At 62.4% G+C, this 16,616-nt stretch carries 21 protein-coding genes; 17 read left to right on the forward strand and 4 right to left on the reverse strand.

Translation table 11 applies throughout. The features are described 5' to 3' along the window. Positions 1-9 precede the first annotated feature (9 nt). The gene (locus AVO45_RS15665; protein ID WP_068348816.1) at positions 10-348 is read right to left on the reverse strand and encodes an ArsR/SmtB family transcription factor; all 339 of its coding nucleotides are present in this window, start codon (positions 346-348) and stop codon (positions 10-12) included. Between the two features lie 139 nt (positions 349-487). Then, the gene (locus AVO45_RS15670) at positions 488-859 is read right to left on the reverse strand and encodes a thioredoxin domain-containing protein (protein WP_068348820.1); all 372 of its coding nucleotides are present in this window, start codon (positions 857-859) and stop codon (positions 488-490) included. A gap of 96 nt (positions 860-955) precedes the next feature. Between AVO45_RS15670 and AVO45_RS15675 the strand changes: the two genes are divergently transcribed. From AVO45_RS15675 to AVO45_RS15725, 11 genes are all read left to right on the forward strand, one after another. Then, positions 956-1,693: a cytochrome c biogenesis CcdA family protein gene (locus AVO45_RS15675; RefSeq protein ID WP_068348823.1), complete on the forward strand. Its 738-nt coding sequence runs from the start codon at positions 956-958 to the stop codon at positions 1,691-1,693. Between the two features lie 18 nt (positions 1,694-1,711). Beyond that, the gene (locus AVO45_RS15680) at positions 1,712-2,290 is read left to right on the forward strand and encodes a thioredoxin family protein (protein ID WP_068348826.1); all 579 of its coding nucleotides are present in this window, start codon (positions 1,712-1,714) and stop codon (positions 2,288-2,290) included. Positions 2,291-2,466: 176 nt separating this feature from the next. Beyond that, complete coding sequence (gene soxX, locus AVO45_RS15685) at positions 2,467-2,946, forward strand: sulfur oxidation c-type cytochrome SoxX (RefSeq protein WP_068348829.1); 480 nt, start codon at positions 2,467-2,469, stop codon at positions 2,944-2,946. Between the two features lie 57 nt (positions 2,947-3,003). Further along, complete coding sequence (gene soxY, locus AVO45_RS15690; protein WP_068348832.1) at positions 3,004-3,420, forward strand: thiosulfate oxidation carrier protein SoxY; 417 nt, start codon at positions 3,004-3,006, stop codon at positions 3,418-3,420. Between the two features lie 34 nt (positions 3,421-3,454). Further along, complete coding sequence (soxZ, locus tag AVO45_RS15695; RefSeq protein ID WP_068348835.1) at positions 3,455-3,784, forward strand: thiosulfate oxidation carrier complex protein SoxZ; 330 nt, start codon at positions 3,455-3,457, stop codon at positions 3,782-3,784. Between the two features lie 65 nt (positions 3,785-3,849). Then, positions 3,850-4,701, forward strand: a complete 852-nt coding sequence (gene soxA, locus AVO45_RS15700) for a sulfur oxidation c-type cytochrome SoxA (RefSeq protein WP_068348839.1) — start codon at positions 3,850-3,852, stop codon at positions 4,699-4,701. 101 nt (positions 4,702-4,802) lie between these two features. Continuing rightward, on the forward strand, positions 4,803-6,500 hold the full coding sequence (gene soxB, locus AVO45_RS15705; protein ID WP_068348841.1) for a thiosulfohydrolase SoxB: 1,698 nt from the start codon (positions 4,803-4,805) through the stop codon (positions 6,498-6,500). Positions 6,501-6,573: 73 nt separating this feature from the next. After that, positions 6,574-7,845, forward strand: coding sequence for a sulfite dehydrogenase (soxC, locus tag AVO45_RS15710; protein WP_068348844.1), 1,272 nt, complete (start codon positions 6,574-6,576; stop codon positions 7,843-7,845). Continuing rightward, positions 7,829-8,926, forward strand: coding sequence for a c-type cytochrome (locus tag AVO45_RS15715; protein WP_068348847.1), 1,098 nt, complete (start codon positions 7,829-7,831; stop codon positions 8,924-8,926). Before soxC ends, AVO45_RS15715 begins: the two co-directional genes overlap by 17 nt. A 1-nt stretch (position 8,927) precedes the next feature. Beyond that, the gene (locus tag AVO45_RS15720) at positions 8,928-9,638 is read left to right on the forward strand and encodes a c-type cytochrome (RefSeq protein ID WP_068348850.1); all 711 of its coding nucleotides are present in this window, start codon (positions 8,928-8,930) and stop codon (positions 9,636-9,638) included. Between the two features lie 36 nt (positions 9,639-9,674). Further along, positions 9,675-10,937 carry an NAD(P)/FAD-dependent oxidoreductase gene (locus AVO45_RS15725; RefSeq protein WP_068348853.1) on the forward strand — a complete coding sequence of 421 codons (1,263 nt, stop codon included), beginning with the start codon at positions 9,675-9,677 and terminating at the stop codon, positions 10,935-10,937. A gap of 24 nt (positions 10,938-10,961) precedes the next feature. Here AVO45_RS15725 and AVO45_RS15730 read toward each other — a convergent pair whose 3' ends face one another. Further along, complete coding sequence (locus AVO45_RS15730; RefSeq protein ID WP_068348856.1) at positions 10,962-11,966, reverse strand: GlxA family transcriptional regulator; 1,005 nt, start codon at positions 11,964-11,966, stop codon at positions 10,962-10,964. A 267-nt stretch (positions 11,967-12,233) separates the two neighbouring features. Between AVO45_RS15730 and AVO45_RS15735 the strand changes: the two genes are divergently transcribed. From AVO45_RS15735 to AVO45_RS15760, 6 genes are all read left to right on the forward strand, one after another. After that, positions 12,234-12,866: an ATP-dependent Clp protease proteolytic subunit gene (locus tag AVO45_RS15735; RefSeq protein ID WP_068348858.1), complete on the forward strand. Its 633-nt coding sequence runs from the start codon at positions 12,234-12,236 to the stop codon at positions 12,864-12,866. Between the two features lie 143 nt (positions 12,867-13,009). Beyond that, entirely contained in the window at positions 13,010-14,278 is a 1,269-nt protein-coding gene (clpX, locus tag AVO45_RS15740; protein WP_068348861.1) for an ATP-dependent Clp protease ATP-binding subunit ClpX, read from the forward strand. A gap of 63 nt (positions 14,279-14,341) precedes the next feature. Further along, entirely contained in the window at positions 14,342-14,704 is a 363-nt protein-coding gene (locus AVO45_RS15745) for a RidA family protein (protein WP_068348864.1), read from the forward strand. Between the two features lie 78 nt (positions 14,705-14,782). After that, positions 14,783-15,166 carry an NADH:ubiquinone oxidoreductase subunit NDUFA12 gene (locus AVO45_RS15750; RefSeq protein ID WP_068348867.1) on the forward strand — a complete coding sequence of 128 codons (384 nt, stop codon included), beginning with the start codon at positions 14,783-14,785 and terminating at the stop codon, positions 15,164-15,166. A 13-nt stretch (positions 15,167-15,179) separates the two neighbouring features. Next, positions 15,180-15,638, forward strand: coding sequence for an outer membrane lipid asymmetry maintenance protein MlaD (mlaD, locus tag AVO45_RS15755; RefSeq protein ID WP_068348870.1), 459 nt, complete (start codon positions 15,180-15,182; stop codon positions 15,636-15,638). After that, positions 15,635-15,994, forward strand: a complete 360-nt coding sequence (locus AVO45_RS15760; protein ID WP_205627903.1) for a DUF2155 domain-containing protein — start codon at positions 15,635-15,637, stop codon at positions 15,992-15,994. The genes mlaD and AVO45_RS15760 overlap by 4 nt, the downstream gene beginning before the upstream one ends. On the opposite strand, the gene aat is transcribed toward AVO45_RS15760, so the two are convergent. Then, positions 15,958-16,590 carry a leucyl/phenylalanyl-tRNA--protein transferase gene (gene aat, locus AVO45_RS15765; protein ID WP_068348873.1) on the reverse strand — a complete coding sequence of 211 codons (633 nt, stop codon included), beginning with the start codon at positions 16,588-16,590 and terminating at the stop codon, positions 15,958-15,960. The genes AVO45_RS15760 and aat overlap by 37 nt on opposite strands. Between the last annotated feature and the right edge of the window lie 26 nt (positions 16,591-16,616).

The raw sequence follows: 16,616 nt of genomic DNA on the forward strand, positions 1-16,616 counted from the left end.
ATCGGAAACTCAGTCCTCTTCTTCGCAAAACAGTTCATAAACCGTTTCCAGCATACGCCGGGGTTTGTCATCGGCCAGACGGTAGTAGATCGCCTTGCCTTCACGGCGCGGAATGACCAGCCCTTCGAGCCGCAGGCGCGAAAGCTGCTGCGAAACGGCCGCCTGGCGCGCCGAAAGCAGGTCTTCCAGTTCGGTGACGGATTTCTCGCCGGACACGAGGTGGCACAGGATCATCAGCCGCCCTTCGTGGCTGATTGCCTTGAGAAAATTCGACGCGCGGGTCGCGTTTTCGACCATCTTGTCGAGTTCTTCTTCCGCCATATCACTTGAAAACTGGGGCAGTGCCATTGTCAAAGTTCCCTACATTCCCGAAAGCCGGTCTTGCGCGAAACCGAGTCGCGAATTGATTTGGTCCGTGCCGTTACACGCTTCCCGCAGGATTTTCCACAGGCAGGAACGAAATATTCGCAACTGATGTTTTGTCAGCTCAGCTTTCCTCTGTTTTTTGTGCTCCATAATTCGTGTGGGTTGTCAAAAGCCGCTCCAGAAGCGGCCAGAAAAAGTTCTCGCCCGGATAACCTTCCAGTCGGGCCAGCTCCTCGCCGCTTTCAACGACAATGAATGTCGGTGTGAAATGCACCGGGCGCTGCAGTTTCAGGTCGTGGGGTATGTCATGGCGCGAAACGCGCCGCAGCGGGGCAAACCGGCCTTCGGCTGTCTTGGGGTAGGCGGGCGCAATCTCTGCGTTCCAACGTTCGCACCAGGCGCATCCGGCCTCTTCGACCATCACGAGTTCGGCTGCCCGAGCAGGGGTCAGCGCCAAAACTGATAAGACGAGGACGATGAAAAACCGAAACATGGGCGCAGCAGTTGACCTTTTTGTTTCAGATAATGTAATATGAATGTATGAATTTTGCAACCGGGACGGTTGCCGAAAGGTCAGGCAGGTGGCGGAATGCTGGAAATCTCCCTGATGGGGGCCTTGGTCGCAGGGGTGCTGAGTTTCTTCACGCCCTGCATTCTGCCGATGGTGCCGTTCTATCTATCCTATCTCGGTGGGCTGAGCATCGCCGAACTGCGCGATGACGGAGAGATCGCGCCCGGTGCGCAGAAAAGACTGCTGATTTCGGCGGTGATGTTCGCGCTGGGCGTCACCACGATCTTCATGCTGCTGGGCATGGGGGCGACGGCCCTGGGCCAGTTGTTCGGCAGGTATCTGGATGCTCTGTCATACGTCGCCGCCGCGATCCTTCTGGTCTTCGGGCTGCATTTTCTCGGAGTTGTCCGCATCCCGTTGCTCTATCGCGAGGCCCGGCTTGAAAGCCGGGCCGAGGCCTCGACGGTTGCCGGCGCCTATCTGATGGGGCTGGCCTTTGGCTTTGGCTGGACGCCGTGTGTCGGCCCGGCCCTGGCCTCGATCCTGATGATCGCCTCGGGCATGGGCGAACTCTGGCGCGGCGCGTTTCTGCTTTTCGTCTATGGTGTAGGGATGACCGCCCCGTTCGTCATCGCGGCGTTGTTCGCCAAGCCGTTTCTGCACTGGGTCCAGCGACATCGCGCTGCCTTTGCCTGGGTCGAAAAGGCCATGGGCGCGATGCTGGTGCTGTTCGCCGTGCTGATTGCAACCGGCGGCGTGAACCTGATTGCCGACGCCATGATCCGGTGGGTGCCCGGATTTTCCAGCATCGGCTGAACAAGGGAGGAGCCTGACATGAAACACCTGATTGGCGGAGTGGTGGCGCTTGCGCTCGCGGCCCCGGTCTGGGCTTCTGAGTTGGGGGATGACGGTCTGCACAAGGCCGCATGGATGCGCGAAACCTTCAAGGATCTGGGCGAGGATTTCGCCGAGGCCCAGTCCGAGGGCAAGCGCCTGATGCTGCTGGTCGAGCAGCGCGGCTGTCTCTACTGCAAGGACATGCACGAAAACACCTTCACCGATCCGAGGGTGCTGAAGCTGCTGGAAGAAACCTATTTCCCCATCCAGATCAACCTGCATGGCGACACCGAGGTGGTGGACATGGATGGCGAGGTTCTCACCGAGAAGGAGGCCGCCCGTCGCTGGGGCGTCCTGTTCACGCCCACGATGATCTTCCTGCCGGTCGAGCCGGACCCCGAACGCTCTGCGGCGGAACAGGCGGTGGCGATCATGCCGGGGGCGTTTGCAGCCGGTACGACTCTGGACCTGCTGACCTGGGTCGCCGAAGAGCGATATCTCGACCAGTCCGAGGAAGATTTCCAACGTTATCACGCACGCATGATTCGCGAACGCGACGACGGAGACACCCGGTAGCCGGGAAATCATGCACCGTTCGGTCATGAAAATATCATTGCGAGACGCGGCTTTGTGGTGAAACAAAACAAAAAATTCACGATAATGAATTTGTTGTTGCGTCCGGCACCTGCTGTGCCCTACGGTATACCAACCGAATTCGCCGCGCCCGGGCGCGGCAGTCTAGGGGAGGACACATGAAACTAGCATCTCTGACATTGGCGGCGGCTCTGACGGGCGGCGTTGCGCTTGCAGGCGAAGTCGCTCCGAAGGAAGTGGCGTTCACCGAAGACGGAGCTATCGAGGCTTCCTTGACCGGAACCCCGGGCGACGCGGCCAACGGCGCGATGATCGTCGGAGAAAAGTCCAAGGGCAACTGCGTGGCCTGCCACCAGGTGTCCGCTCTGGCCGATGTCCCGTTCCAGGGTGAAGTCGGGCCCTCGCTCGATGGCGCCGGAAGCCGCTGGAGCGAGGCTGAACTGCGCGGGCTGGTGGCCAATGCGAAGAAAACGTTCGACGGCACGGTGATGCCGGCCTTCTACAAGGTCGATGGCTTCATTCGGCCGGGCGATGCCTATACCGGCAAAGCGCCGGCCGGGCCGCTCTCGCCCATTCTGAGTGCGCAGGAGATCGAGGACGTCGTCGCGTTCCTCATGACCCTGAAAGACGAGTCCTAACGGAAATATCAGCTGGCCGCGCGCAGCGCGCCCGGCGTTTTGTAAAGGAGAGAAACGATGGATTTCACACGTCGCGAAACCTTTGGCTTGGCCTTGGGTGCTGCGGCCCTGACCGTTCTGCCGTTCCGCGCCAACGCGGCGGCCGAGGACAGGATTGCCGAGTTCACCGGTGGGGCGGACATGGCCGAAGGCGGCGTTACGCTGACCGCGCCCGAGATCGCCGAGAACGGCAACACCGTTCCGATCGAGGTGAGCGCACCGGGGGCCTCGGCCATCATGGTTCTGGCCATGGGCAACCCCGAGCCCGGCGTGGCGACCTTCAACTTCGGTCCGCTGGCCGCGTCGCAGGCCGCATCGACCCGCATTCGTCTGGCCGGCACGCAGGATGTCGTGGCCATCGCCAAGATGGCCGACGGTTCCTTCGCCAAGGCCACCGCGACCGTGAAAGTCACCATCGGGGGCTGTGGCGGCTAAGTGCTGCCCTTCCGCAGAGACAGGAGAATTTGAAATGGCATCTGGTGTGAAACCCCGCGTCAAGGTCCCGAAATCCGCTGCCGCAGGCGAAGCGGTCACGATCAAGACCCTGATCAGCCACAAGATGGAAAGCGGTCAGCGCAAGGACAAGGAAGGCAACGTCATTCCGCGTTCGATCATCAACCGCTTCACCTGCGAGTTCAACGGTCAGATGGTCCTCGACGTGACGATGGAGCCGGCGATCTCGACCAACCCGTATTTCCAGTTCGAGGCGACTGTCCCCGAGGCAGGCGAGTTCGCCTTTACCTGGTATGACGACGACGGCTCGGTCTACGAAGAAAAGAAGGCGATTAAGGTCGCGTAACCCGCGATCAGGATCCCGCCCGCGGGGATGGCGGGCGGGGGCGATCACCCAAGGGAGGAAACCGAATGAACTTCAAGGCAATGACCGCGATTGCCGTCATCGCGACCGCGCCGCTTGCGGCGCTGGCAGGTCCGGACGAGGACAAGCTGGTCGTCAATGGCGAGATCGAGATGGTCACCAAGACCGCCGCGCCGGCGCATCTGTCTGACGCGCTGGACGAGATCTATTCCGGCTGGCGATTCCGCTCGGACGAGACGCAGGCGCTTCAGATGGATGACTTCGACAACCCGGCGATGGTGTTCGTCGATCAGGCCCAGGACGCCTGGGATACCGTCGAGGGGACCGAAGGCAAATCCTGCGCGTCGTGCCACGATTCCGTCGAGGAAAGCATGGCAGGCGTCCGTGCCGTCTATCCCAAGTGGAATGAAGAGGCCGGCGAGGTTCGGACCCTGGCGATGCAGATCAACGACTGCCGCGAAAACAAGATGGGCGCTGAAAAGTGGAAGTATACCGGCGGCCAGATGGCAGCGATGGAGGCCCTGATCTCGGTCCAGTCCCGCGGCATGCCGGTCAACGTGGCGATTGACGGTCCGGTCAAGGAAACTTGGGAAAAGGGCAAGGAAATCTACTATACGCGCTATGGTCAGCTGGAGCTGAGCTGCGCCAATTGCCACGAGCAGAACTATGGCAACATGATCCGCGCCGACCACCTCAGCCAGGGGCAGATCAACGGGTTCCCGACCTATCGCCTGAAGAATGCCAAGCTGAACACCGCGCATGCGCGCTTCAAGGGGTGTGTGCGCGATACCCGCGCCGAAACCTTCAAGCCGGGCAGCGACGAGTTCGTGGCGCTCGAGCTTTACGTCGCCTCGCGCGGCAACGGCCTGTCGGTCGAGGGACCGTCTGTCCGCAACTGAACACTGCAAGCCCCGCGCCCAAGTCTGGTGCGGGGTTTGTTCCGTCAATCAAATTCAAACATGCGAATATTATGCATGTGTAAACGGGAAAGCTGATCAAGATGATCTCGCGTCGTGATTTTTTGCAAGTCTCTATGGCCGCTTCGGCCCTTGTGGGGGCGTCTGGTTTCGGCAACTGGGCCCGGCTGGCCGCGCAGCAGGCTTTGACCCAGGATCAGCTGCTGGAATTCGAGACCTTTGGCAACATCAGCCTGATCCATGTCACCGACATTCACGGCCAGCTCAAACCGATCTACTTCCGCGAGCCGGAAATCAATCTGGGGGTCGGTGACAACCGAGGCAAGGTTCCCCACATCACCGGCGCCGATTTCCGCAAGGCCTACGGCATCGCCGATGGCAGCCCCTCCGCCTATGCCCTGACCTATGACGACTTTTCCTCCCTGGCCAGAACCTATGGCCGCGTCGGGGGCATGGACCGCGTCGCGACCGTGGTGAACGCGATCCGCGCGGACAGGCCGGATGCCCTGCTGCTTGACGGCGGCGATACCTGGCACGGCTCCTACACCTGTTATCACACGGCCGGTCAGGACATGGTCAACGTCATGAACGCGCTCAAGCCGGATGCGATGACCTTCCACTGGGAGTTCACGCTGGGCAGCGACCGGGTGAACGAAATCGTCGAGGGCCTGCCCTTTGCGGCGCTGGGCCAGAACATCTTTGACGCCGAGTGGGACGAACCGGCCGAGTTGTTCAAGCCCTACAAGTTCTTCGACCGCGGCGGCGCCAAGATCGCCGTGATCGGTCAGGCCTTCCCCTACATGCCGATCGCCAACCCGCGCTGGATGTTCCCGGAATACTCGTTCGGCATCCGCGACGAGAACATGCAGGCGATGGTGGACGAGGTACGCGCGCAGGGCGCGGACGTGGTCGTCGTCCTGTCGCATAACGGCTTTGACGTGGACAAGAAGATGGCCGGCAAGGTGCAGGGCATCGACGTGATCCTCTCGGGCCACACCCACGACGCGCTGCCCGAGCCGGTCCTGGTCGGCAAGACCCACATCATCGCCAGCGGCAGCAACGGCAAGTTCGTCAGCCGCGTGGATCTGGACGTGCGCGACGGTCAGATGATGGGCCTGCGCCACAAGCTGATCCCGATCTTCTCGGACTTGATCGCACCCGACCCGGCCATGACCGCGCTGATCGAGGAACAGCGCGCGCCTTACGCTGCCGATCTGGCCGAAGTGATCGGCCAGACCGACTCGCTGCTCTATCGGCGCGGCAATTTCAACGGAACCTGGGACGACCTGATCTGCGACGCGCTGATCTCCGAGCGCGAGGCCGACATCGCCATGTCGCCGGGCGTGCGCTGGGGGCCGAGCCTGATCCCGGGCGACGACATCACCCGCGAGGACATCTGGAACGTGACCTCGATGTCCTACGGGCAGGCTTATCGCACCGAGATGACCGGCGAGTTCATCAAGGTGATCCTCGAGGACGTGGCCGACAACATCTTCAACCCCGATCCCTACTACCAGCAGGGCGGCGACATGGTGCGCATCGGTGGCATGGGCTATCGCATCGACATCAACAAGCCGCAGGGCGAGCGGATCAGTGAAATGACCCTGCTCAAGACGGGCGAGGCCATCGACCCGGCCAAGACCTATGTCGTCGCTGGTTGGGCCAGCGTCAACGAGGGCACCGAGGGTCCGATGATCTGGGACGTGGTGGAAAGCCACATCCGCAAGCAGGGCACCGTTACGGTGAACCCGAACAACTCGGTCAAGGTCGTGGGCGCCTGAGCGCCCCGGTGGACACAATTTTTCGAGCATTCGCGGGCGCGGGTGCCGGGATTTTCAAGGAGGCAAGTTTGAGATGAGTGAGAACTCTTCGAAAAAGGCCCCGTCGCGGCGGCAGTTCCTGACCGGAGCTGCCGCGGCAGGGGCAGGGGCGGTCGCAGCGGGCGCGGCACGGGCGGCAGGCCCGGACCCGCTGATCACCCAGGTGCAGGAATGGGCAACCGGAACCGGCGATGGCGTCGATGCTACGCCCTATGGCCTGCCGATCCGGTTCGAAAAGGATGTCGTGCGCCGCAACGTGGAATGGCTGACCGCCGACACGATCAGCTCGATCAACTTCACGCCGATCCACGCGCTTGACGGCACGATCACCCCGCAGGGCTGCGCCTTCGAGCGCCACCACTCGGGCGCGATCGAGCTGCGCAAGGAAGATTACCGGCTGATGATCAACGGTCTCGTCGATACGCCGCTGGTCTTCACCTACGAGGATCTCGAGCGTTTCCCGCGCGAAAACCGCATCTATTTCTGCGAATGCGCGGCCAACACGGGCATGGAATGGGCGGGCGCACAGCTGAACGGCGCGCAGTTCACCCACGGCATGATCCACAACATGGAATATTCCGGCGTGCCGCTGCGCACCCTGCTGGAAGAGGCCGGCGTGAAACCCGAAGGCAAGTGGGTCTATGTCGAGGGCGCCGATGCCAGCTCGAACGGCCGCTCGATCCCGCTGGAAAAGGCGATGGACGACGTGCTGGTCGCCTTCAAGGCCAATGGCGAGGCTCTGCGCAAGGAACATGGCTATCCCGTCCGCCTCGTCGTGCCGGGCTGGGAAGGCAACATGTGGGTCAAGTGGCTGCGTCGGGTCGAGGTGTTGGAAGGCCCCGTCGAAAGCCGCGAGGAGACATCGAAATATACCGACACGCTGGCGGATGGCACCAGCCGCAAATGGACTTGGGTGATGGACGCCAAGTCGGTCATCACCTCGCCCAGCCCGCAGGCGCCCATCACGCATGGCCCGGGCCCGCTGGTCATCACCGGCCTTGCCTGGTCCGGCCGTGGCGCGATCACCGGCGTCGATGTGTCGATTGACGGCGGCAAGAACTGGAGGCCCGCGCGGCTGGCCGCGCCCGGAACCGACAAGGCGCTGACCCGCTTCTATCTCGACTTCGAGTGGGACGGGTCCGAAATGCTTCTGCAGAGCCGGGCAAAGGACTCGACCGGTTACGTCCAGCCGACCAAGGCGCAGCTGCGCGAGGTGCGCGGCGAGAACTCGATCTATCACAACAACTGCATCCAGACCTGGTGGGTCAAGGCAACCGGAGAGGCCGAGAATGTCGAAGTTTCTTAATCTGCTGGTTGGAACTGCGCTGGTGTCGACCTTCGCCGCCGCGCCGGCAATGGCGGAAAAATTCGGGCTGGGCCGTCCGGCGCTGCCCGAGGAAATCGCCGCCTGGGATCTGGACGTGTCGCCCGACGGAACCGGCCTGCCAGCCGGATCGGGCTCGGTCGAGGATGGCGAGATGCTGTTCTCGGACCACTGCGCCATCTGCCACGGCGACTTTGCCGAAGGGGTGGACAACTGGCCCAAACTGGCCGGCGGTCAGGGGACGCTGGCGGACAAGGATCCGCTCAAGACCGTCGGGTCCTACTGGCCCTACCTGTCAACGGTCTGGGATTATGTCCACCGCTCCATGCCATTTGGCAACGCGCAGACGCTGACTGCGGACGACACCTATGCCATCGTGGCATATATTCTTTACTCGAACGATCTTGTGGAGGATGATTTCGTCCTGTCGAACGAGAACTTTCTCGAGGTCGAAATGCCTAATGCGGACGGTTTCATCATAGATGACCGCGAAGAGGCCGAAGCGCATTTCTGGACCGACACACCTTGCATGGAAAACTGCAAGGAGTCGGTCGAGATCACCATGCGCGCGGCAGTTCTCGACGTGACACCGACCGAAACCCGCGCCAAGAAGGTGCAGGAGCTGATCCGCAAGACCAAGCCTGAGCCACGCGAGGATGCGGCGGTTGAAGAGGTGAAGGCGGAGCAGGCAGCAGTTTCCGAGGAAGCAGCGGCGCCGGCGGAAGAGACCGCCGCTCTTGATCCGGAACTGGTGAAGGCTGGCGAGAAAGTCTTCAAGAAGTGCAAGGCCTGTCACCAGGTCGGTGAGGGCGCCAAGAACAAGACGGGGCCTCTGCTCAATGGTATCGTGGGCGCCGCGGCTGGCCAGGCCGAGAAGTATAAATACTCGAAGGTCATGAAGGCAGCCGCCGAAGAAGGTCTGGTCTGGTCGGAAGAGGAACTCGCGGCATTTCTGGCGAAGCCCAAGGCGTACATGAAAGGAACCAAAATGTCTTTCGCGGGTCTGAAATCAGAGGAAGATATTCAGGCTGTCATCGCCTACCTGAAAAGCTTCCCGCAGTAAGATGCGCTGGTTGGGAGGAGCTTTTCTGGCCTGGGGCGTGCTGGCTGGCACGGCCTGGGCCGAGGAGGAGGCCACCCGGATCGGTGATCCCGAACGGGGGGCCGAGATCTTTGGAAAATGCGCGTCCTGCCACGAAGTCGGGCAGGGCGCGAAGCATCGCGTCGGGCCGCATCTGAACGGCATTTTCGACCGCAAGGTCGCGCAGTTCGAGGATTACAACTATTCCGAAGGGATCGAGCGCGCGCGCCGAGACGGGATGGTCTGGAACCTCAAGAACCTAGACGCCTACCTGGAAAACCCCAAGACCCTGGTCAGCGGCACGCGGATGAACTTTGCCGGCCTCAAGAACAAGCGCGACCGGGACGACGTTCTGGCCTATCTGCGCCAGTTCTCGGCCAACCCGCAGGACATCCCCGAGGCCGCGCCGACCGCGCGCAAACGCGAGGTGGAATTGCCGCCCGAGGTCTTGGCGATCATGGGTGATCCGGATTACGGTGAATACCTGTCAACCGAGTGTACGACCTGCCATCAGGTTGACGGCGAATATGATGGTATCCCGGTCATCACCGGTTGGATTGAAGAGGATTTCGTGGTCGCGATGCATGCCTACAAAAGAAAGATAAGGCCACACCCGGTCATGCAGATGATGGCCGGGCGTCTCTCGGATGAAGAGATTGCAGCACTGGCCGCATATTTTGGAGCGCTGGAGTGAAAACTCCGGCGCTTTTTACTTAGGGAGGAGGAACACATGAAACTCAACAGACGGACTTTTCTGGGAACAGGGGTCGCGGCGGCAACCGCGTTGCAGGCCCCGATGGTGTTGGGCGCCGGCAAGCCGCGCGTGGTGGTGATCGGCGGCGGTGCGGGCGGCGCGACGACGGCGCGCTACATCGCCAAGGGGGCGAAGGGCGCGGTCGACGTGACCCTGGTCGAACCGACCCGGACCTACTACACCTGTTTCTTCTCGAACCTCTATCTGGGCGGGTTCCGGGAGTTGTCCTCGCTGGCCCATAGCTACGGCAAGCTGGCCTCGGACTACGGCATCAATGTCGTGCACGACTGGGCCATCGGCATAGACCGCGACGCCAGAACGGTTTCTCTGGCCGGTGGCGGTATGCTCAACTACGACCGGCTGGTCCTGTCGCCGGGCATCGACTTTGTCGATGGCGCGGTCGAGGGCTGGGACGTGACGGCGCAGAACAAGATGCCTCATGCGTTCAAGGCGGGCTCGCAGACCGAGCTGCTGAAGGCGCAGATCGAGGCCATGCCCGAAGGCGGCGTGTTCGCCATGGTGGCGCCGCCCAACCCGTTCCGCTGTCCTCCGGGCCCCTACGAGCGGGTCTCGATGGTCGCCCATGTCCTCAAGGAGCGGAACCCGACGGCCAAGATCATCATTGCCGACCCCAAGAACAAGTTTTCCAAGATGGCGCTGTTCCAGGAGGGTTGGGCCAATCACTATGAGGGCATGATCGACTGGATCAACGGTGACTTCGGCGGCGGCAATGTCTCGGTCGATCCGGACGCCATGACCGTCACCATCGATGGCGAGGAAACCAAGGTCGATGTCTGCAACGTCATTCCCGCGATGAAGGCGGGTCGCATCTGCGAGATGGCCGGCATCACCGAGGGCAACTGGGCGCCGGTCACCGGGCACACGATGCAAAGCCGGATCGACGAGAACATTCACGTTCTGGGCGATGCCTGCGCGCAGGGCGACATGCCGAAATCGGGATTCTCGGCCAATTCGCAGGCCAAGGTGGCGGCGATGGCGGTGTTGTCGGCGCTGACCGACTCCAAGCTGTTCCCGGCCAAGTTCTCGAACACCTGCTGGTCGCTGATCGACACCAATGACGGGGTCAAGGTCGGCGCGACCTACGAGGCGACCGACGAAAAGATCGCCAAGGTGGATGGCTTCATCAGCCAGACCGGCGAGGATGCCGAACTGCGCCAGGCCACCTACGAGGAAAGCGTCGGCTGGTATGCCGGCATCACCGCCGACATCTTCGGCTGAGCCCAGTCTGCGGGTCTGGTCCTCTCAGGACCAGGCCTTGCGGAAGGAATGCGGCGGCGCCCCGTATTTGGCGCGGAACTGCCGCGACAGGTGGCTGGTATTGGCAAACCCCGTGGCCGCGGCGATCTCGGCCACGGTCATGTTGGTTTCATTCAGATAGGTGAACGCGCGCGAGATACGCAGGTCCAGGTAATAGGCCATCGGCCCCTGGCCCAGGTAACGCTTGAACAACCGCTCCAGCTGCCGCCGGGAAATGCCCAGCTGCTCGCTCAACTCGCTGCAGGACAGGGGGTCTTCAAGCTCCGACTCCATCAACTCGATCGCCTTCAGCAGCGCCGGGTTTCGGCTGCCGATGATGACCGACTGCGCCGAGCGTTGCGGCGACCTGTTGCCCGATCGCATGTGGATGCACATGTCGGCCACCATGATCGCCAGTTCCGGGCCGTGGCGCTCTTCGATCAGGGCCAGCATCATGTCGATGGCCGAATTGCCGCCGCCGCAGGTGGTGATGCGCCCATCGGCCTCGAAGATGTTGGGGGTCGGCATCAGGTTTGGGAACGCTTCGACGAAACCGGGTTGGTTTTCCCAGTGCAGCGTGAACTTGCGACCATCCAGCAGACCGGACTTGGCCAAGGCAAAGGCGCCGGTGCAGATCCCGCCCAGTGAACGGCCGAACCGATATTCCCGGCGCAGCCAGTTGAGGACCGCCGGAGAATAGCTCCGCTCGGGTTCCACCCCGGCACAGACAAACCCCATGGCATCGGGCGGCAACTGCGCCATCGCCTCGTCCGGGGTGATCCGCAGCCCGTTCGAGCAGGTCACCGGCTCGCCCGTCTCGGTCATGGTGTGCCAGGTGTAGAGCTGTTTCTTGGTCAGCTGGTTGGCGATGCGCAGCGGCTCGATCGCGGCGGCGACCGCCAGCATCGTGGCCTTGGGCAGCAGCAGGAAGTAGAATTTCTGCGGCGGCCCGTCATACCTGAGCGTCAGGTTCGCGGACGCGCCTTTGGGGACGAAGGGGTCTCGGGACATGGCTGGCTTACCGGGTGCGGCTGGCTTGGCTTTGCCGATGCCGTTTTGTTTCGGGGGTTGGTCGCATTTGTTGCCATAGACCGAGAGGGATGGCCGGTTGCGTCAAAATTCCGGCAAAACAGGATACCATTGCGACAGCCGCGCCGCTTTCCAGCCTGCACGAAAACGTCCGGCGGCCCTTGCAGCCCCCCCGAGGCGACACTAAGACTCGTGTAACCCTTCTCGGGATAACGTCCCGATCCATCGCAAAGAGCAGGCAGGTTCCGAATGTTCGATCCAGTTGACACCTACATGAATACGCTTGTCCCCATGGTGGTCGAGCAGACCAGCCGGGGCGAGCGCGCCTATGACATCTTTTCCCGTCTGCTGAAAGAGCGGATCATTTTCATCAACGGTCCGATCCATGACGGGATGAGCCACCTGATCGTGGCGCAGCTTCTGCACCTGGAGGCAGAGAATCCGAACAAGGAGATCTCGATCTACATCAACAGCCCCGGCGGCGTGGTGACCAGCGGCCTGTCGATCTATGACACGATGCAGTACATCAAGCCGAAATGCTCGACGCTGGTGATCGGTCAGGCGGCCTCGATGGGATCGCTGCTGCTGGTGGGCGGCGAGCCGGGCATGCGCTTTTCGCTGCCCAACAGCCGCATCATGGTGCACCAGCCCTCGGGCGGGTATCAGGGTCAGGCCAGCGACATCATGATTCACGCGGCCGAGACGCAAAAGCTCAAGGACCGGCTGTATGACATCTACGTCAAGCATACCGGCCAGTCCAAGAAGGCGGTTGAAAAGGCGCTGGACCGCGACAATTTCATGTCGCCGGAAGAAGCCAAGGAGTGGGGCCATATCGACGAGATCGTCGAAAGCCGCGCGAAAATCGGCGATGACGAGGCGTAAGACAAAATCGCGTCTGTCCCGAAATCCTGAGGTGTCGGGGCATAATTTGCGATTGTAGCGACCGAAGTGCTGGCCTAAGCTATAGCTGGCGGCAGAGAGTGGCCCCGAGAGGGGCCACAAGGACGGAGCCCGAAAGGTAGATCATGGCGACGAATTCAGGCGGTGACAGCAAGAATACGCTCTACTGCAGCTTCTGCGGCAAGAGCCAGCACGAGGTGCGCAAGCTGATCGCAGGCCCGACGGTGTTCATCTGCGATGAATGCGTCGAACTTTGCATGGACATCATCCGTGAAGAGACCAAGGCCAGCGGCCTGAAGTCCAAGGATGGCGTGCCCACACCCAAGGACATCTGCGAGGTGCTGGACGATTACGTGATCGGCCAGGCCACTGCCAAGCGGGTGCTCTCGGTGGCCGTGCACAACCACTACAAGCGCCTGAACCATGCGCAGAAGGCCGGCAGCGATATCGAACTGGCCAAGTCGAACATCCTGCTGATCGGCCCGACGGGCTGCGGCAAGACCCTGCTGGCGCAGACGCTGGCGCGGATCCTCGACGTGCCGTTCACCATGGCCGATGCGACCACGCTGACCGAGGCCGGTTACGTGGGCGAGGATGTCGAGAACATCATCCTCAAGCTGCTTCAGGCCAGCGAATACAATGTCGAACGCGCGCAGCGCGGCATCGTCTATATCGACGAGGTCGACAAGATCACCCGCAAGTCGGAAAACCCCTCGATCACCCGCGACGTGTCGGGCGAGGGCGTGCAGCAGGCCCTGCTGAAGCTGATGGAAGGCACCGTGGCCAGCGTGCCGCCGCAGGGCGGGCGCAAGCACCCGCAGCAGGAATTTCTGCAGGTGGACACCACCAACATCCTGTTCATCTGCGGCGGCGCCTTCGCCGGCCTCGACAAGATCATCGCACAGCGCGGCAAGGGCTCGGCCATGGGCTTTGGCGCCGACGTGCGCGACAACGATGAACGCGGCGTGGGTGAGATCTTCCAGGATCTCGAGCCCGAGGACCTTCTGAAATTCGGCCTGATCCCGGAATTCGTGGGCCGTCTGCCGGTGCTGGCGACGCTCGAGGATCTCGACGAGGACGCGCTGGTCACCATCCTGACCAAGCCCAAGAACGCGCTGGTCAAGCAGTATCAGCGCCTGTTCGAACTGGAAGACACCGAGTTGGACTTCACCGAGGATGCGCTCAAGGCGATCGCCAGGCGCGCGATCGAACGCAAGACCGGCGCGCGCGGGCTGCGCTCGATTCTCGAGGACATCCTGCTGGACACCATGTTCGAACTGCCGGGGATGAAGAACGTGACCAAGGTCGTCGTCAACGAAGAGGCGGTGAACTCGGATGCGCAACCGCTGGTCATCTACGCCGACGCCGCCAAGGAGTCGGCCTCGGCCGGATAAAAGGGCTGAAACGGGAACCATCACGGCGCGGGTCATTCCGCGCCGTTTTTACGTGAGGGCACCATGACGATTCGCAGGATTTCTTCCGGTGGGGAGTTCGAGGCCAAGGTCGGCTATTGCCGGGCCGTGGTCGCCGGCGGTTTCGTGCATGTGGCGGGCACGGTCGGGCAGGGGAAGGACGCGGCCGAACAATGCCGTTCGGCGCTGTCGATCATCGAAAAGGCGCTGGCCGAGGCCGGGGCCTCGTTCGCCGATGCCGTGCGCGTCACCTACATGCTGCCCGACCGGCACGAGTTCGAGCAATGCTGGGAGATCCTGGCGGACACCTTCGGGGCCAACCCTCCGGCGGCGACGATGATCGAATGCGGGCTGATCGACCCGAAATACCGCATCGAGATCGAAGTCACGGCGGTGCTGCCCGAATAGGCCCTGCGGCTAGCTGGCTCTGGACCTCGGCGCGCCTTTGGTCCATACCTGCCGTGGACGAAAAGCCGGAGGCTGCCGATGGGAATCCTGAACACTCTTTTGCGGGCCGTGACGTGGTGGAACGGCGCGACCCTCAACACCCAGATCTACACCGCGCGCAAGGGCATCAAGGTCGGTGAGGACGATCAGGGCAACGTGTTCTACCGCAACGAAGACGACAGCAAGCGCTGGGTCATCTTCAACGGCGAGGCCGAGGCCAGCCGCATCGACCCCGACTGGCACGGCTGGCTGCACCGCACATGGGACGAACCCCCGACCGACAAGCCCCTGCAGCACAAGCCGTGGGAAAAGCCGCACCAGGAAAACCTGACCGGAACGGCCCTGGCCTATGCGCCGGCCGGCTCGCTCCGCCGCCCGGAGCCGATCGAACGTTCCGACTACGAGGCCTGGAGCCCGGAATAATCGAGGCGACCTGATGGCGACCCACAACACGACCGAAGTTCTCGTCGGCGGCGCGGTGCTGGCCTTTGCCATCGCCTTTGGCGTCTATGCCAGCCAGTCCACCGGCCTGTCGCAGGGTCGCGACGGGTATGAACTCGGCGCGTCGTTCCGCTCGTTGGAAGGGGTCACGGTGGGCACCGATGTCCGTCTCGCCGGCGTCAAGATCGGCGCGGTTACGGATGTCACCCTCAATCCGGAAAGCTATCGGGCCGACACCACGTTCTCGGTGTCCGAAGGCATCCTGATCCCCGATGACAGCGCCGCGGTGATCTCGTCAGAGGGGTTGCTGGGCGGCAATTTCGTGGAAATCATGCCGGGCGGATCGCCCTTCTATTTCGAGCCGGGCGACATGATCGAGGACACGCAGGGCGCGGTCAGCCTGATCTCCCTGCTGGTCAAGTTCGTGGCCGGAGACGGGAGCAACGGCGAATGATCCGCATCTTGGCAGCCGTTTTCGCACTGTTGGGCGGCGCGGCTTGCGCGCAGGACGACGTCACCTCGGCCCCTGGCGCGATCCTGCGTGGTCTGGACAAGGTGAACGGGCATACCGTTGACGTCGAACTCGAGAGTGGCCAGACGGCGACCGTGTTCGGCCTCGACGTGGCGCTGGGTGATTGCCGCTACCCGGTGGACAACCCGACGGGCGACGCCTTCGCCTATCTCACGATCTGGGAGCAGGGCCGGACGGACGAGCTGTTCGACGGCTGGATGATCGCCTCGTCCCCGGCGCTGAACGCGCTGGATCATGCGCGTTACGACGTCTGGGTGATTCGCTGTATGACGCCCTGAGGCGTCTGTTCCACCGGCGCCGTGAAATCGGCGCTGCCCTCAAGCGCCTCGGCCAGCAGTTTCCGGTATTCCGCCCTTGGAATCTCGATGGCCCCGAGCGAGGCCAGATGCGAAGTCAGGAACTGCGTGTCGAACAGGCTGAATCCGGTTTGGCTCAGCCTGTCCACCAGATAGGCCAGCGCGATTTTCGAGGCATCCGTGCGGCGCGAAAACATGCTTTCGCCGAAGAAGGCGGTGCCCAGGGCCACGCCATACACGCCCCCGACGAGGGTATCCCCCTCCCAGACCTCGACCGAGTGGGCATAGCCGCGCCTGTGCAGCACGTCATAGACGCGGCGCAGTTCGGTGTTGATCCAGGTCTCGGCCCGGTCGGCGCAGCCCTCGACCACGCCGGAAAAATCGCGGTTTATGGTGATCTCGTATTCCGCCTTGCGGAGTCGCCGCGCCAGAGAGCGCGAGATGTGAAACCCGTCCAGCGGAAAGATGCCCCGGAATTGCGGATCGACCCAGAACAGCTCCGGGTCGTCGCGATGTTCGGCCATCGGAAAGATCCCGATGGAATAGCCGTGCAGCAAGAGTTCCGGGGTCAGGCTCATCCGGGATGCTCCCGGGCCGGGGGGAA

Origin of the sequence: Ruegeria marisrubri (assembly GCF_001507595.1) — a bacterium.
Classification (GTDB): Bacteria; Pseudomonadota; Alphaproteobacteria; order Rhodobacterales; family Rhodobacteraceae; genus Ruegeria; species Ruegeria marisrubri.

What these genes read in the sequence shown, in the direction of transcription:
- AVO45_RS15665 (WP_068348816.1), bottom strand. Translation starts at nt 348, where the DNA reads ATGGCACTGCCCCAGTTTTCAAGTGATATGGCGGAAGAAGAACTCGAC.
- AVO45_RS15670 (WP_068348820.1), bottom strand. Translation starts at nt 859, where the DNA reads ATGTTTCGGTTTTTCATCGTCCTCGTCTTATCAGTTTTGGCGCTGACC.
- AVO45_RS15675 (WP_068348823.1), top strand. Translation starts at nt 956, where the DNA reads ATGCTGGAAATCTCCCTGATGGGGGCCTTGGTCGCAGGGGTGCTGAGT.
- AVO45_RS15680 (WP_068348826.1), top strand. Translation starts at nt 1,712, where the DNA reads ATGAAACACCTGATTGGCGGAGTGGTGGCGCTTGCGCTCGCGGCCCCG.
- soxX (WP_068348829.1), top strand. Translation starts at nt 2,467, where the DNA reads ATGAAACTAGCATCTCTGACATTGGCGGCGGCTCTGACGGGCGGCGTT.
- soxY (WP_068348832.1), top strand. Translation starts at nt 3,004, where the DNA reads ATGGATTTCACACGTCGCGAAACCTTTGGCTTGGCCTTGGGTGCTGCG.
- soxZ (WP_068348835.1), top strand. Translation starts at nt 3,455, where the DNA reads ATGGCATCTGGTGTGAAACCCCGCGTCAAGGTCCCGAAATCCGCTGCC.
- soxA (WP_068348839.1), top strand. Translation starts at nt 3,850, where the DNA reads ATGAACTTCAAGGCAATGACCGCGATTGCCGTCATCGCGACCGCGCCG.
- soxB (WP_068348841.1), top strand. Translation starts at nt 4,803, where the DNA reads ATGATCTCGCGTCGTGATTTTTTGCAAGTCTCTATGGCCGCTTCGGCC.
- soxC (WP_068348844.1), top strand. Translation starts at nt 6,574, where the DNA reads ATGAGTGAGAACTCTTCGAAAAAGGCCCCGTCGCGGCGGCAGTTCCTG.
- AVO45_RS15715 (WP_068348847.1), top strand. Translation starts at nt 7,829, where the DNA reads ATGTCGAAGTTTCTTAATCTGCTGGTTGGAACTGCGCTGGTGTCGACC.
- AVO45_RS15720 (WP_068348850.1), top strand. Translation starts at nt 8,928, where the DNA reads ATGCGCTGGTTGGGAGGAGCTTTTCTGGCCTGGGGCGTGCTGGCTGGC.
- AVO45_RS15725 (WP_068348853.1), top strand. Translation starts at nt 9,675, where the DNA reads ATGAAACTCAACAGACGGACTTTTCTGGGAACAGGGGTCGCGGCGGCA.
- AVO45_RS15730 (WP_068348856.1), bottom strand. Translation starts at nt 11,966, where the DNA reads ATGTCCCGAGACCCCTTCGTCCCCAAAGGCGCGTCCGCGAACCTGACG.
- AVO45_RS15735 (WP_068348858.1), top strand. Translation starts at nt 12,234, where the DNA reads ATGTTCGATCCAGTTGACACCTACATGAATACGCTTGTCCCCATGGTG.
- clpX (WP_068348861.1), top strand. Translation starts at nt 13,010, where the DNA reads ATGGCGACGAATTCAGGCGGTGACAGCAAGAATACGCTCTACTGCAGC.
- AVO45_RS15745 (WP_068348864.1), top strand. Translation starts at nt 14,342, where the DNA reads ATGACGATTCGCAGGATTTCTTCCGGTGGGGAGTTCGAGGCCAAGGTC.
- AVO45_RS15750 (WP_068348867.1), top strand. Translation starts at nt 14,783, where the DNA reads ATGGGAATCCTGAACACTCTTTTGCGGGCCGTGACGTGGTGGAACGGC.
- mlaD (WP_068348870.1), top strand. Translation starts at nt 15,180, where the DNA reads ATGGCGACCCACAACACGACCGAAGTTCTCGTCGGCGGCGCGGTGCTG.
- AVO45_RS15760 (WP_205627903.1), top strand. Translation starts at nt 15,635, where the DNA reads ATGATCCGCATCTTGGCAGCCGTTTTCGCACTGTTGGGCGGCGCGGCT.
- aat (WP_068348873.1), bottom strand. Translation starts at nt 16,590, where the DNA reads ATGAGCCTGACCCCGGAACTCTTGCTGCACGGCTATTCCATCGGGATC.